General features: G+C 69.9%; 13 protein-coding genes. 8 read left to right on the plus strand and 5 right to left on the minus strand.

Going from position 1 to position 14,574, the window contains the following annotated elements; translation table 11 throughout:
- Positions 1 to 61: 61 nt before the first annotated feature.
- Complete coding sequence (locus MRBLWH3_RS04335) at positions 62 to 1,015, minus strand: LysR family transcriptional regulator (protein WP_363429038.1); 954 nt, start codon at positions 1,013 to 1,015, stop codon at positions 62 to 64.
- Positions 1,016 to 1,234: 219 nt separating this feature from the next.
- On the opposite strand from MRBLWH3_RS04335, the gene MRBLWH3_RS04340 reads away from it, so the two are divergent.
- The 4 genes from MRBLWH3_RS04340 to MRBLWH3_RS04355 are packed head-to-tail and all read left to right on the plus strand — an operon-like array spanning position 1,235 to position 6,045.
- Complete coding sequence (locus MRBLWH3_RS04340; protein WP_363429040.1) at positions 1,235 to 2,326, plus strand: PrpF domain-containing protein; 1,092 nt, start codon at positions 1,235 to 1,237, stop codon at positions 2,324 to 2,326.
- Between the two features lie 26 nt (positions 2,327 to 2,352).
- Positions 2,353 to 3,528 (plus strand): hypothetical protein, encoded by a 1,176-nt coding sequence (locus MRBLWH3_RS04345; protein ID WP_363429042.1) that lies wholly within the window; start codon positions 2,353 to 2,355, stop codon positions 3,526 to 3,528.
- Positions 3,529 to 3,550: 22 nt separating this feature from the next.
- A complete protein-coding gene (locus MRBLWH3_RS04350) occupies positions 3,551 to 5,722 on the plus strand; it encodes a tripartite tricarboxylate transporter permease (protein ID WP_363429044.1) in 2,172 nt (723 codons plus the stop codon).
- 29 nt (positions 5,723 to 5,751) lie between these two features.
- Entirely contained in the window at positions 5,752 to 6,045 is a 294-nt protein-coding gene (locus tag MRBLWH3_RS04355; RefSeq protein WP_363429046.1) for a hypothetical protein, read from the plus strand.
- A gap of 109 nt (positions 6,046 to 6,154) precedes the next feature.
- Here the strand turns inward: MRBLWH3_RS04355 and MRBLWH3_RS04360 are convergent, their stop codons facing one another.
- The gene (locus MRBLWH3_RS04360; protein ID WP_363429048.1) at positions 6,155 to 6,958 is read right to left on the minus strand and encodes a CPBP family intramembrane glutamic endopeptidase; all 804 of its coding nucleotides are present in this window, start codon (positions 6,956 to 6,958) and stop codon (positions 6,155 to 6,157) included.
- Positions 6,959 to 7,157: 199 nt separating this feature from the next.
- Between MRBLWH3_RS04360 and MRBLWH3_RS04365 the strand changes: the two genes are divergently transcribed.
- The 3 genes from MRBLWH3_RS04365 to MRBLWH3_RS04375 are packed head-to-tail and all read left to right on the plus strand — an operon-like array spanning position 7,158 to position 9,436.
- Positions 7,158 to 7,556 carry an ArsR/SmtB family transcription factor gene (locus MRBLWH3_RS04365; RefSeq protein ID WP_363429050.1) on the plus strand — a complete coding sequence of 133 codons (399 nt, stop codon included), beginning with the start codon at positions 7,158 to 7,160 and terminating at the stop codon, positions 7,554 to 7,556.
- Positions 7,557 to 7,558: 2 nt separating this feature from the next.
- Positions 7,559 to 8,539, plus strand: a complete 981-nt coding sequence (locus MRBLWH3_RS04370) for an SRPBCC family protein (protein WP_363429052.1) — start codon at positions 7,559 to 7,561, stop codon at positions 8,537 to 8,539.
- 18 nt (positions 8,540 to 8,557) lie between these two features.
- Positions 8,558 to 9,436, plus strand: a complete 879-nt coding sequence (locus tag MRBLWH3_RS04375; RefSeq protein WP_363429054.1) for an alpha/beta fold hydrolase — start codon at positions 8,558 to 8,560, stop codon at positions 9,434 to 9,436.
- A 59-nt stretch (positions 9,437 to 9,495) separates the two neighbouring features.
- On the opposite strand, the gene MRBLWH3_RS04380 is transcribed toward MRBLWH3_RS04375, so the two are convergent.
- Entirely contained in the window at positions 9,496 to 10,170 is a 675-nt protein-coding gene (locus MRBLWH3_RS04380) for a GAP family protein (protein ID WP_363429056.1), read from the minus strand.
- A gap of 146 nt (positions 10,171 to 10,316) precedes the next feature.
- Between MRBLWH3_RS04380 and MRBLWH3_RS04385 the strand changes: the two genes are divergently transcribed.
- Positions 10,317 to 11,219 (plus strand): TerC family protein, encoded by a 903-nt coding sequence (locus tag MRBLWH3_RS04385; protein WP_363429058.1) that lies wholly within the window; start codon positions 10,317 to 10,319, stop codon positions 11,217 to 11,219.
- Between the two features lie 140 nt (positions 11,220 to 11,359).
- Here MRBLWH3_RS04385 and MRBLWH3_RS04390 read toward each other — a convergent pair whose 3' ends face one another.
- Positions 11,360 to 12,043 carry a response regulator gene (locus tag MRBLWH3_RS04390; RefSeq protein ID WP_363429060.1) on the minus strand — a complete coding sequence of 228 codons (684 nt, stop codon included), beginning with the start codon at positions 12,041 to 12,043 and terminating at the stop codon, positions 11,360 to 11,362.
- Complete coding sequence (locus MRBLWH3_RS04395; RefSeq protein ID WP_363429062.1) at positions 12,040 to 14,565, minus strand: sensor histidine kinase; 2,526 nt, start codon at positions 14,563 to 14,565, stop codon at positions 12,040 to 12,042. Before MRBLWH3_RS04395 ends, MRBLWH3_RS04390 begins: the two co-directional genes overlap by 4 nt.
- Positions 14,566 to 14,574: the final 9 nt, after the last annotated feature.

Below are 14,574 nucleotides of genomic sequence, written 5' to 3' on the forward strand. Positions count from 1 at the left end.
CGGCTCAGCTCCAGAAATTCGGGGATGCCGGACCTGAACAGTCTATTCGGCTCGTCGTCCGTCACTTCGCCCGCCCGCTGGCGTGCGGGCCGGGCCCCTGGTCGGGGGAGTCCTCGGGCCATCGGCTGCCGAGGTCCAGCACGACGTTCTGGAACGCCACCTCAGCGGGAGCCCGCAGCCGATCGCGCCGCTGCGCGAGCAGCACGCGCCGTTGAGGGGCGTCCCCGCCGAGCCCCAGGGCGCGCACGCCGGGATGCCGCGTCACGACCGCCGAGTGCGGAGCGAGCGCGATCCCGATCCCCGCGCTCACCATCGCCTGCGCCTCGAGATAGTCGTTTGCGCGGAACGCGATGCGCGGCGTGAATCCCGCCGCGGTGCACGTGCGCTGGAGCAGCTCGGCGACGGGGTGGTCGTCGGCACGGATGATCCACGGTTCGTCGCCGAACTCCCGCATGCGCACGGTGGTGCGGTCGGCGAGCGGGTGATCGCGCGCGACGAGCAGCACAGTCGGCTCCTCGAAGACCCGGGTCAGCTCGAACTGCCGCGGATCGAGGGGACTCCAGTCGTACTCCCACAGCAGCGCCAGGCCGATATCGCCGCGCGCGAGCATGTCGATGAGCCCCTCGATACGACTGGAGCGCACCTCCACCGTGATCGACGGGTTCTCCTTGCGGAACCGGCTGATGGCGAGGGGCAGGAAGGAGCTGCCGAGCGTCGGGAATGTCCCCACGCTCACCGAGCCGCCGTCGAGCCCGGCCAGGCGACGCAGGTCGGACTCCGCAGCATCCATCTGCCTCAGGATCGAGCGGGCGTGCGCGGCCAGGATGTTCCCCGCATCGGTCGGCACGATGCCGTCGGTGCGGCGGTGCAGGAGGGGCTGGCCCACCTCCGTCTCGAGCTTGCGCAGCTGTTGAGAGATGGCTGAGGGGGAGTTGTAGAGGCTCTCCGCCGCCGCTGTCATCGAGCCCAGCTCGATCACCCGCAGCAGCACGCGCATGCGATTCAGGTCCAGCATGTCCGCTCCTTCACGTGAAGCGCTCCTTAACGGGCGTTGAGTGACGTAAGTGCCTGATTCCAGGCTATCGCAGTCACTATGGGCACCTCACCGCACAGATCCGTGATGCATGCGTAAGAAGTGCTTAAAGGATGTTCGCACTTTCGACCTGGTGATTAACGGATCGTGCCTTCACCATCGAGTCATCGACCCGCTCACGCGACCGTTCGACGGAGGATCATGACCCACTACATCGCCGCATCGTGGATGCGCGGAGGCACCAGCAAGTGCTGGGTGTTCGAGCGCGACGCCCTCGCCGTGCCCGGGTCCACGGTCGACGAGGTCCTCCTCCGCCTTTACGGCAGCCCGGATCACCGTCAGGTCGACGGCATCGGCGGCGCCACCTCGACGACGAGCAAGGCGGTGATCGTCGCGCCCTCTGAGGATGACGATGTCGACGTGGACTACACCTTCGCGCAGGTCGGCATCGACGAACCGCGCGTGGATTGGGGCTCCAACTGCGGCAACTGCTCCGCGGTGGTCGCACCGTACGCGCTCGAGCATGCGTGGGTGCGGCCCGTGGGCGACGTCACGACCGTGCGCGTGCGCAACACCAACACGGGACAGGTGCTCATCCAGCGCGTCGCCACACCCGACGGACGCTGGGAGCCCGAGCTCGACACCGTCATCCCCGGAGTTCCCTTCCCGGGCATCGCCGTTGGTCTCGGCTTCGAGAACCCCGCCGGCCAGACGACGGGGCACCTCCTGCCCACGGGCCGGGCCCGGGAGACCTTGAGCGTCGGAGGCCGAGCCGTCGAGGCATCCCTCGTCGACGCGGGCGCTCCCGTGGTGGTCGTGCCCGCGGCGGCCGCGGGGCTCGCGGGAGTGCCGTACGACGACTGGATCGTCGCGGTCCGACCCGAGCTGGAGTTCCTGGATGCCGTGCGCCGCGCCGCAGCGGTTGCGATGGGTCTGGCGGAGACGCGAGAGAGCGCACCGCGCGCGGTCCCGAAGCTCGCGATCGTCGAGTCGCCTCAGGACGCCGAGATCTCGGACATCGACGTGCTCATGCTGTCGATGGGCGCGCCGCATCCGGCGCTCGCCATCACCGGAAGCGTCGCCATCACGATGGCCGCCGACATCGCGGGCTCGCTGGTCGAGCGCGCCGCGCTCGCCGGCGGCACCGACCTCCGCATCCGCACCCCCGCGGGCGTCGTCGGCACCTGGCGCCGCACCGACGGCGAAAGAGACGTCGTCGGAACCGTCCGCACGGCCCGGCTGCTCGCCCGGGCCCAAGTCCCCCTCCCTGCAGTCGCGCTCGCGTACGCGTAAAGTCTGCACCGCACCAAGGAGCAACGATGCCCTCCACCACGGACACGGAAGTCCCGGTCACATCCTCGGTCCCGGCCGACCCGCCCCCGCACAAGCCCGGGGTGGTCGCCGCCTTCGTGGCGATCACCGCGATCGTCGGTGTCGTCACGACCGCAGTGGCCGGCGGCATCCTCAATCCGCCGTCCGCAACCGAGGACGGCGACTTCGCCGGCGAGACCCTCGAGGTGATGATCCCCCTCGCCGAAGGCGGCGGCACAGACACATGGGCGCGGTTCGTCGGGCAGGACATGGCGCACTTCATCCCGGGCAACCCGGGCTTCGCGCCCGTCAACGAGGCGGGCGGAGAGGGCATCACGGGCTCCAACCACTTCGCGCAGAACGCCGAGCCGACCGGGACCGAGCTGCTCGTCAGCACCGCCACGACGGTCGTCCCGTGGGTGCTCGACCGCGACGTCGTGAAGTACTCGTTCGCCGACATGATCCCGATCCTCGTCAACGGCACCGGCGGCGTCATCTACGCCCGCTCGGGTGCGGGAGTCACCGGCGTGGAAGACCTCGTCGACCGAGACACCCCGCTCGTCTTCGGCGGGATCACCGCGACCGGTCTCGACCTCACGACCCTCGTCGCCTTCGACCTCCTCGGCGCGGACGTCTCATCGACGTTCGGGTTCGAGGGGCGCGGTCCCGTCAACCTCGCCCTCCAGCGCGGCGAGATCGACATCGACTACACCACCACGAGCGCATACCACTCGGCCGTCGAGCCGCTCATCGCCGACGGATCGGCCGTCGCGCTCATGAGCTTCGGGCAGCTCGACGACAAGGGCGACGTGGTGCGCGACCCCAACTTCCCCGACGTGCCGACGGTCGTCGAGGTGTACGAGCAGCTCAACGGCGAAGCGCCGTCGGGTGACGCCTACGAGGCCTACAAGACCCTCCTCGGGCTGACGTACACGTACCAGAAGGGACTCTGGGTACCCCAGGGCACCCCCGACGCGGCCGTCGAGCTCCTGCGCGAGAGCGCACGCAAGATGGCCGGCGACCCCGACTTCAACGAGAAGGCGGCCGAGGTGCTCGGAGGCTATCCGATCCTCGCCGACGACGAAGTCGCCGAACAGGTCGCCAAGGCCTACACGGTCTCGGCGGCCACCCGCGAGTACGTCTCCGACCTGCTCGAGAACGACTACGACATCACCGTGCACTGACGCACCGGAACAAGGAACGATCATGCTCGACTCAGCCATGGCAGCGCTCGCGTCGTTCGCCGACCCGCACTTGCTGCTCATGATGCTCGCCGGGGTCCTCGCGGGCCTCGTCATGGGCCTCATCCCCGGCCTCGGCGGCACCGCCGCCGTCGCGATCCTCCTGCCGATCACCTTCGGCATGGACCCCGCGTCCGCCCTCGCCCTGCTCATCGGCGCGCTGGCGGTCGTGCACACCTCCGACACGGTCTCGGCCGTGCTGCTCGGCGCGCCGGGCTCGGCATCCGCGTCCGTCACGATGCTCGACGGGTACTCGATGGCGAGGAAGGGCCAAGCCAAGCGCGCGCTGAGCCTCGCGTTCCTCTCGTCGATGGCCGGCGGCATCATCGGTGCGATCGGCCTGACCCTCGCCATCCCGCTCGCCCGCCCCCTCGTGCTGTCGTTCGCGAGCCCCGAGCTGTTCATGCTCACGGTGCTGGGCGTCGCGCTCGCGGCCGTCCTGTCGCGCGGCAACCTCGTGAAGGGTCTCGTCTCGGGCCTCTTGGGCCTGCTGGTCGGCATGGTCGGCATCGCGCCCACGACGGCCGAGGAGCGCTTCACGTTCGGGAGCCTGTTCCTCGGTGACGGGCTCTCGCTCGTCGCGATCGCCCTCGGCGTCTTCGGCCTCGCCGAGATCGCGTCTCGCGCTTCGCAGCGCCGCCCCGACGGCACGCCGGTCAAGGTGACCGGCGGCTGGGGGAGCGGCATCCGAGAATGGCTCACTCACTGGACGCAGGTGATCCGCGGGTCGCTCATCGGCATCGTCGCGGGCGTGCTTCCCGGCGTCGGGGCGACCGCGGGCACATGGATGGCCTACGGCCAGGCCGTTGCGACCGCGAAGGACAAGCGCCAGTTCGGAAAGGGCGACCCCCGCGGCATCGTCGGTCCGGAGAGCGCGAACAACTCCGTCGAGGCGGGCGACCTCATCCCGACGTTCCTCTTCGGCATCCCCGGCGGCGTGCCGTCGGCGATGCTCCTCGGGATGCTGCTCACCTATGGCATCCAGCCGGGGCCGAACATCATCGGCGAGCACCTCGATCTGATGTACCTCATCATCTGGACCTTCGCGATCGCGTCGGTGCTGGGCGCCCTGCTCTGCTTCCTGTCCGTCAAGCCGCTGTCGTCCCTCACGAAGGTGCCGTTCGCGGCGCTCGCCGCCGGGCTCGTGGTGGTGATGTTCCTGGGTTCGTTCCAGGAGGGCGGCCAGCTCGGCGACCTGTGGATCATGCTTCTGCTCGGCATCGCCGGCTGGATCCTCAAGTCGATCGACATGCCGCGCGCCCCGTTCCTCATCGGCTTCGTGCTCGCGATCCCGATGGAGCGCTACTACTTCCTCACGGAGAGCCTGTACGACGGGTTCGAATGGATGCTGCGCCCCGGCACGCTGGTCTTCTTCGCGGTGCTCGTGCTCCCCATCATCTGGGTGCTCGTCAAGGCCATCCGCACGAAGCTCAGGGCCCCGTCGGCCAAGGAGATCGCGACCCACAACGCGATCGACGCCGAGGCCCCGCTCAAGGGCACCGTGTGGTCGCGGTGGACCGCCGTCGGCGCCGTCGTGATCTTCGCCGGGTCGCTCGTGATGTCGTCGTCGTACTCTCCCGAGGCGCGCCTCCTGCCGCAGCTCATCGGCTGGATCGGCCTCGCGCTCTCGATCCTCTTCCTGGTCAACGAGCTGCGGCTGTGGCGTACGTCGAAGGCCGCAGCAGCCCGGGTCGCCGAGGGCGACGCCGGAGGAGAGGATGCCTCGTCCGAGGTCGTGCCGGCGGGCGGCCCCGCGGTCGCGGCGGCGCAGGGCGGCGACCGCCCGGCCGGGTCGTCCTCGACCGCCGACGGCGCCGACAGTGCCTACGACCCCGACACGGGCCTCGTGCTCACGGAGCTGTCGGAGGAGATCGTCCACCCTGAGGCCCGCGACCCGCACCGCACGCGCCACGCGTTCCTCACCTTCGCGTGGATGGGGGCCTTCCTCGTGCTGGTGTCGCTGCTCGGCTACCTCGCGGCATCCATGATCTTCGTCCCCGCCTTCCTGCTGCTGCAGGCGCGGGTGCGGATCAAGACCGCCGTCATCTACACCGCCGCGATCTTCCTCTTCCTGCTGGTGCTCCCCTCGCTCGTGCCGGTGGACCTGCCGCAGGGGCTCCTGACCGCGCTCATCTGACCTGTCCGACCTGAAACATGGGGAACACGATGCACACATCACGCGAGAAGCTCGGCACCGAAGTGAGCGGCACGGTCGCGACGCCGGTCACGCTGATCTACCGGCTGCCGGACAAGGTGCCGCACGCGTCGTTCGGGATATCGCGGGACGGCCGCCTGGCGTACGCCGTGCACGTCACCGGATCCCTCGCACAGCGAGCGCGCACCGCCGTCGCGAAGGGTGACCGGGTGACGATCACGGCCGGTCGCCTCCGCCCCCGCGGGGACGCGGTGGCGATCGTAGACCTGGAAGCCGAGGCACTCACGGTGGACCTCGGCCGGTAGCGCGCTCCCGCGCGATCGGCCGATGGCCGCGGTGGGTGGGATTCCAACCGCTGCCGCGGCTTCTGGGCCGTGTTGATCACGTGGTGCCTCGCAGCGGCCCTGATGTGGATCAAGACCGACTGATCTTCACGGGCTGGTGGTCGGCTGCGGCTTCGTCGGCGGCACGCACGCTGCGGAAGGTGAACCAGACCGTGGCGAGCGCAAGCACGCCGATGCCCATCTGTACCAGACCGAGCGAGTGAACCACAGTGCTCGGATCGCCGTGCCCGACAGCGAAGACGGAGAAGTCCCATACTGCGTGCAGCACCATCGCCCAGATGAGCGTCCCGGTCGTGCGCCGAACGATGTAGAACACCGTCCCGATGGCGAACGCGCTACCCACCTGCACGAGGGTGGGCACGAGGTCCTGACCCAGAAAGAAGTTCATGAAGTGCATCAGACCGAACGCGGCGGAGCTGATGAACCACACCCACACCTCGGACAGGCGACTGCGTAACGCGACCACCATCAGACCGCGAGAGGTCATCTCCTCAGTGAAACCGACGAGAAGAAGCACCAGCGACGCCGCGAAGAACGCCCCGTCGTAGGCCGCCCAATCCGTCAGAACCAACGTCAGAACCGCAGTGAGCGCAAGAAGGATCGGCACGAAGATCGGCCACCGGTGACGACTCCGAGCATCCTCGAACAGCGCGGGGCGCCACCACCCGAGAACGGAGGTCGTGACAGCGAGGAGGATGGTCGCGACGATGAGGGAGACGCCACCTCCCCAGAACAGGTTGCTGCCGCTGTCACCCCACTGGTCATAAGGGATCCCGCTCGCCACCTGCACGCCGAAGACAACCGCGACGTAGGCGAGCCAGATAGCGAAACCTATCCAAACGCGGGGTCGAACACGAAGCGAGGCGGGATTCATACGTGGAGTATGACAGTGCGCCACGAGCGAAGACGCACATCAACGCCGCGTCCGCCAGTCGGCTGACGCTCCGGCCGCTGTTCTCGTCGTGCTTCATCGAGCAACGTGATCAACACGCCCTGGGCGTGCTGCGCCGCGGTGAGTTCCCGACAGGAGATGCGGTTGACGGATGCTGCCAGCGGGGCTAACCTACAACCAAATGGTTGTAGGAATTGGGCTCAGCGATGACGAGATCGACCGCGTGTTCCACGCACTGGCGGCGGCGACCCGGCGCGACATCCTGCGTCGGACGCTCTCGGGCGAGTACTCCGTGTCGGCGCTCGCCCGCGAGTACGACATGTCGTTCGCCGCGGTGCAGAAGCACGTCACCGTGCTCGAGGCGGCCGGCCTCATCGTCAAGCGCGCCGAGGGGCGCGAACGCCTCGTCCGGGCGGATCCCGAGATGATCGCCCGCGCGCGCGCACTGCTCGCCCGCTACGAGGAGATGTGGCGTGCCCGCATCGACCGGCTCGACGCGCTGCTCGCCGAGCCTGCCGGATCGTCCGGCACCACCACCGAAGGACCGAAGCACGATCAACGCAGGAACGAAGGAGAATGACGATGCCCGTCACCGACGTCACCACCGATCCGGAAGCGCTCACCATGACGCTCACGGCCGAGTTCGCCGCTCCGGTCGAGCGGCTGTGGGAGGCCTTCACCGAACCGCGACAGCTCGAGCGGTTCTGGGGCCCTCCCGGGTACCCCGCCACCTTCACGGAGTTCGACCTCACCGCCGGCGGCCGCGCCAGGTACCACATGACCAGCCCCAGGGGCGAGCAGTACCACGGGGTGTGGGAGTTCCTCGAGATCGACGGTCCGCGCACGTTCACCGCTCTCGACTCATTCGCCGACGGCGAGGGAAAGGTGCTGCCTGAGATGCCGACCTCGCGCATGGTGTTCGCGTTCGACCCGACGCCGACGGGGTCGCGTCTGGTGAACACCACCCACTTCGACTCGGCCGAGGCACTCGAGAAGGTCGTTTCGATGGGCGCCGTCGAGGGCTCGACGATGGCGATCAACCAGCTCGACCGCGTGCTCGAGGGTCTGCGCGCCTTCTCCGCCGGCAAGGGCACGCAGACCGAGATCCTCGACGACACCCACGTGCGCATCACGCGGCTCATCGAGGGCCCGATCGACCTCGTGTGGCGCGCCCACCAGGAGCCCGAGCTCCTCGAGAAGTGGATGCTCGGCCCCGACGGCTGGCGCATGTCGGTGTGCGAGGTCGACCCGTCGGTGGGCGGCAGATATCGCTACCAGTGGGAGCCGGTCGCAGACACCGAGGGCGAGACCTTCGGATTCGACGGCGAGACGGTGCTGTCCGAGGCGCCGCGCCGCGCCGTCACCACCGAGCACATGACGGGCACCGACTACCCGTCGACGCTCAACGACCTCAACCTCTATGAGGAGGACGGCGCCACCCTCATCACCCTCCTCATCGAGTATCCCGACAAGGAGACCCGAGACATCGTCCTCGCCACCGGTATGACCGACGGCATGGAGGCCAGCTACGGCCGCCTCGAGGGCGTCCTGGCGCAGGTCTGAGTCGGAGGAACAGCCGAGATGACCGAGAGCACCGTCGAGCGGACCGTCGCCACCCACGTCGTGGGAACGGGCGAGGACGCGATCACGTACGACATCCACGGGGATCTGAGCGCGGCCACCGCGGACCGGCCGGCGCTGTTCCTCTTCGCCGCGCCGATGGACGCCGGCGGACTGGCACTGCTGGCCGAGCAGTTCGCGGATCGCCCCGTGGTGACCTACGACCCGCGCGGCGCCGGACGCAACCCGGCGGGCACGGCCGACATCACGGTCGAGCAGCACGCGGCGGATCTGCATCGCGTGATCGCGGCGCTGGACTGCGGCCCCGTCGATGCGTTCGGCACCAGCGGCGGGGCGGTCAACCTGCTCGCGCTGGTCACGGCTCACCCCGAGGACGTGCGCATCGCCGTCGTGCACGAGCCTCCTCTCGCGGAGGTGCTCCCCGACCGGGACGCAGTGCTCGCGGTGGTCGCCCACATGAAGCGCACCTACGCCGAACAGGGCGACGGCGCCGCCATGGCGACGTTCATCCCGTTCGTCATGCTCGACGGTCCGGTGCCCGACGACTATCTCGATCAGCCCGCGCCCGACCCCGCGATGTTCGGCATGTCGGCGGAGGACGACGGCACCCGCACGAACCCGCTGCTGCGGAACATGCCGGCGACCATCGTCTACCGGGTCGACGGCGACCGGCTGCGGGGGCTGGGCGACCGGCTCGTGATCGCGGCGGGTGTGGAATCCGGCGACACGCTCGCCGCGCGCGGCGCCCGCGGAGTCGCCGCCCTGCTCGACCGGCCGGTCGCCGACTTCCCGAGCCATCACGCGGGCTTCACGGATCAGCCGGGGTTTCCGGGCGACCCCGCCGGCTTCGCGGTACGCCTCCGGGAGATCCTCGACTGAGTGCCGCGCCGACTGAGGTATGAGGGAGACGGATGCTGCGCAGCATCCGTCTCCTCTTTTCATCCGCTGACGAGCCGCACGGTCCCGATCGCGATCAACAGCGCGCCCACGAGGACGCCGACGACCTGCAGCACCGCCGACGCGTGGTCGACGAGGAAGACTCGCACGCGGTCCAGTCCCGGACGCACCCGGGTCCTGCCGACGGCGCAGACGACCACCAGCCCGGCGACGGTGGACGCGGCCACGACCGTGAAGATGACGACGATCGTCGAGGTTGCGACGAGGTCCAGCGCGGCCGCGCCGATCGCGAGACCGCCCGCGACCGTCAGGACGATGTTCTTCGGCCGGACGTTCATCATGAGTCCGAACGCGAACGCGCGCGGGCCCGTCATCCCGTTCGCGAGGCCCGACAGGTCGAGACTCTTCGCCGTGTCGGCTCGACGGGCGCGCCGGCCGACGACCAGCGTCATGACGATCAGGACGACGCCGATGACGATCTCGACCACATGAGCCCAGGGCGGGAACGGGCCGCGCGCCTCGTCCGGGATGAGCGCCGCACCGATGGTGAAAGCGGCGACGAGCACGAGGAGTCCGCCGAACCACCCGCCGGTGAACAGCACGCTGCGCCTCATCGGGTCGGGGGCGAGCAGCAGCACCAGCACCGAGACGATCGGGAACACGCTCAGCGCGATCGCCAGGGCGATCGGGATCGTATACCAGAGCACGGTGCCCATGTGCGACCTCGACCCCCCGTCTCCCTCGCGGCGGGACGAGGGCGCGTCCTCATCCTGCCGCACGGCGCCGCCGACCGCCTCCGGGTGCGCGCGCAACGCTTCCTCCGCCGGGCGGCCCGTTCACCGCGGCCTCGTACGATGGCGGCGTGGACTTCTCCTTCGCTTTCACGCCCGATCTGATCGCCGTGTTCCTGACGCTGTTCGTGCTCGAGGTCGTTCTCGGCGTCGACAACGTCATCTTCATCTCGATCCTCGCGTCCAAGCTGCCCAAGGAGCAGCAGGCCAAGGCGCGCAACCTCGGCCTCACGCTCGCAATGCTCATGCGGGTGATCCTGGTGCTGTTCGCCGGGTGGATCGTCACCCTCAAGGAGGAGGTCTTCTTCATCGGCGAGCTCGGCTTCTCGTGGAAGGACATCATCCTCATCGCCGGTGGCCTCTTCCTGGTCTACAAGGCCGTGACCGAGATCCATCACAAGCTCGAGGGCGCCGAGGACGAGCACGGCGCCGGCGGGGGCAAGAGCGTCACGTTCGGCTCGGTGATCGCGCAGATCCTCGTGCTCGATCTCGTGTTCTCGCTCGACTCCGTCATCACCGCCGTCGGCATGACCGAGAACCTCGTCGTGATCATCACGGTCGTCGTGCTGTCGTTCGGCATCATGCTCTTCGCGTCGCGCTACATCTTCGCGTTCGTGAACAAGCACCCCACGGTGAAGATGCTGGCGCTGTCGTTCCTCCTGCTGATCGGCGTCTTCCTGGTCGCGGAGGGCTTCGGCTTCCACATCGACAAGGCGTTCATCTACGGCCCGATGGCGTTCGCGATCTTCGTCGAGGCGCTCAACCTGTGGGCCGCGGCGCGCAAGGCCAAGCGCGAGCAGCGCCGCCGCGTCCCGGTGCAGCTGCGCCCGCAGTACCCCGACGTCGACGAGTCGGTCGCCGTCGCCGCCGCCCTCTCGAAGGACCCCGGCGCCGGTTCGGTGGGTCTCTCGTCGAAGCCCGTGGCGGGCGACGCGGTGCCGTCGGCTGCCGAGGAGCGCCAGGGCCTCGGCTGAGAAACCGAGAACGTGCGGGAAAACCGCGTCCCGCGTGGTTTGTGCGCCGGATCGTGGTCTCTCGGACGGGGACGGATGCGGCGGAGCGCAGCATCCATCCCTGACCGCCGCGCCGTACGGCGCCCGGCGGGCGCACCGGCTCAGGCGGCGGTGTCGGCGAGCAGTCGGTATCCCATGCCCGACTCGGTGAGCAGGTGCGCGGGGTTGCCCGGGTCGGACTCGAGCTTCTTGCGCAGCTGCGACATGTAGAGCCGAAGGTAGCCGGTGTCGGCGACCTGCTCTGTGCCCCAGATGTGCTTGAGGAGCGCCTGCCTCGTCACGAGCGAGCCGGGGTTGCGGGCGAGGAACTCGAGGATCTTCCACTCCGTCGGCGTGAGGTGCACGCGCTCGCCCGAGCGCGTGACCGTCTTGATCGACAGATCGACGACGACGTCCCCGAAGGCGACCACGGGGACACCGGATGCTGCGGTCACGCGCCGCGACAGCGCCCGGAGCCGTGCGAGCAGCTCGTCGATCTGGAACGGCTTGGTGACGTAGTCGTCCGCGCCGGCGTCCAGTGCCTCGACCTTGTCGGCGGAGCCGGTGCGGCCCGACACCACGATGATCGGGACCGTCGTCCAGCCCCGCAGCGCCTCGATGACCTGCACGCCGTCCAGGCGCGGCATCCCGAGGTCCACCATCACGATGTCGGGATGCTCCTTGGCGGCGAGGGCGATCGCTGCGGCCCCGTCGGGTGCGGCGATGACCTCGTAGCCGTGCGCGGCGAGCGTGATGCGCAGCGCCCGGACGAGCTGGGGATCGTCGTCGGCGATCAGGACCTTCACGTGAGCGACCTCTCTCGGGCGGTGATCGCGTCCGCGACCGGCAGAGCGATGACCATCGTGAGGCCTCCTCCCGGGGTGTCCTCGGGGGCGAGCGTACCGCCCATGCCCTCGGTGAAACCCTTCGACAGGGCCAGTCCCAGCCCCAGACCCGCGGTGTTGTCGGTGTCGCCGAGCCGCTGGAACGGCACGAACATGTCGTCGCGGCGCTCCGGCGAGACGCCCGTGCCGTGGTCGATCACGCGGATCTCGGCCGTGCGGCCCAGGCGGCTCGTGGAGACCCGCACGTGCGAGCCCGCCGGGGAGTGGCGCGCGGCATTGGCGAGCACATTCACGAGCACGCGCTGAAGCAGCACCGGATCGGCCTCCACGAGCGGAAGCTCCGGGTCGAGCGCGAGCTCGAATCGGTCGGGGCTGCCGTCGAGTTCGTCGAGAGCGGCCAGCACGACGCCGGCGCTGTCGACGGGCTGCAGCGACACCGCGAGCACGCCCGCCTGCACGCGGCTGACGTCGAGCAGGTCGGTGACGAGGGCGGCCAGCGTGGTCAGCGACTCGTCGGCCGTCGCGAGCAGTTCGGCCCGGTCTTCGCGCGAGAGGTTCGGCCCCGCCGCCCGGAGCCCGCCCACGGCGGCGACGGCGGCGGCCAGCGGGCGGCGCAGGTCGTGGCTCACCGCAGACAGCAGCGCGCTGCGCACCTGGTCCGTCTCGGCCAGCGCCCCGGCCTGCCGCGCCGTCGCCGTGAGGTCGGTGTGTTCGAGGGCAGCGGAGAGCTGGGCCGCGACGGCGTCGATGAGCCGGCGCTCTGAGGCATCGAGCACGTGGCCGTGCAGCTCGAGCATCGCCGGCGGGCCGCCGTTGCGGCGCGCGACCGTGACAGCCTCGTACCGGCCGTCGCGCACGGGCTCGCCGTCGGTCGCGACGACGGTGCCGTCGGCATCGACGAGGCGCACGCCGGCGAGGCCGAGCGACTCGCGCGTGCGGCTGATCAGAGCGGGCACGGCGGACTCCCCGCGCAGCACGCTGCCCGCGACGTTCGCGAGCAGCTCGGCTTCGGCCTCGGCGCGGCGGGCGGATCGCGCCGCGCGCGCGGCGCGGTCGACGATGAAGCTCACCAGCACGGCGATCACGACGTAGAGGATGAGCGCCCAGACGTTCCGTGGGTCGGCGACCGACACGGTGTAGTAAGGGGCGACGAAGAAGTAGTTCAGGGTGAACCCCGACATCACCGCGGCGAAGACCGCGGGCCAGATGCCGCCGACGAGGGACACCACCACGACGAGCAGCTGGTACGCCAGCACGTCGCTCGTGATCGTGTCCTCGCTGCGGATCGACACCAGCAGCCAGGTCAGCAGCGGTCCGCCGATCAGGGCGAGCGCGAACCCGAGCACGCGGCGGCGCACGCTGAGGGCGCCACCGGTCACGCGCGGCAGCGGGAACCGGTCGCCCGCCGCGTCGTGCGTCACGATGTGCACGTCGATGTCGCCCGATTCGCGGATCACCGTCGCCCCGATGCCGGGTCCGGTGAACAGCGTCGTGAGGCGGCCGCGCCGGCTCACGCCGATCACGAGCTGCGTCGCGTTCACCGAGCGGGCGAACTCGACGAGCGCTCGCGGGATGTCGTCGCCGACCACCTGGTGATACGTGCCGCCGAGAGACTCGACCAGCGCCCGCTGCGCCGTGAGGGCACCGGGGTCTCCCGCGCGCAGGCCGTCCTGGCTCGACACATGCACGGCGAGCAGTTCGCCGCCCGCCGACCGCGCGGCGATGCGGGCGCCGCGGCGCAGCAGCGTCTCGCCCTCCGAGCCGCCGGTGAGGGCGACGACCACGCGCTCCCGCGCCTGCCACGCGCCCTCGATGCCGTGCTCGGCGCGATAGGACTTCAGGGCGCTGTCGACCTCGTCGGCGAGCCAGAGCAGGGCGAGCTCGCGCAGGGCCGTGAGGTTGCCGAGCCGGAAGTAGTTCGAGAGCGCCGCGTCGATCCGCTCGGCCGGGTAGACGAGCCCGGCCGACAGGCGGTCCCGCAGCGATTGTGGCGAGAGGTCGACGACCTCGACCTGGTCGGCGCCTCGCACGACGGCATCCGGAACCGTCTCGCGCTGCGCGATCCCCGTGATCTGCTCGACGACCCCGCCGAGCGACTCGATGTGCTGCACGTTCACCGTCGTGATGACGTCGATGCCCGCGTCGAGCAGGTCGGCGACGTCCTGCCAGCGCTTCGCATGCCAGAGGCCCGGCGCGTTCGTGTGGGCGAGCTCGTCGACGAGCGCGATCTCGGGGCTGCGCTCGAGCACCGCTTCGAGGTCCATGTCGCTGAGCTCGACGCCGCGGTGCGACACCACCGTGCGGGGCACGGCGGGCAGCCCGTCCATGAGCGCGGCGATGGCCGCCCGCCCGTGCGTCTCGACGACGGCGATCACGACGTCGCGGCCGTCGTCGGCGAGGCGGCGGCCCTCTTCGAGCATCTCGTACGTCTTGCCGACGCCCGGCGCCGCGCCGAGCAGCACCCGCAGCTTCCCGCGCTTCACGTGCTCACC

The sequence above is a fragment of the Microbacterium sp. LWH3-1.2 genome (genome assembly GCF_040675855.1).
In the GTDB taxonomy this organism is placed as follows: domain Bacteria; phylum Actinomycetota; class Actinomycetes; order Actinomycetales; family Microbacteriaceae; genus Microbacterium.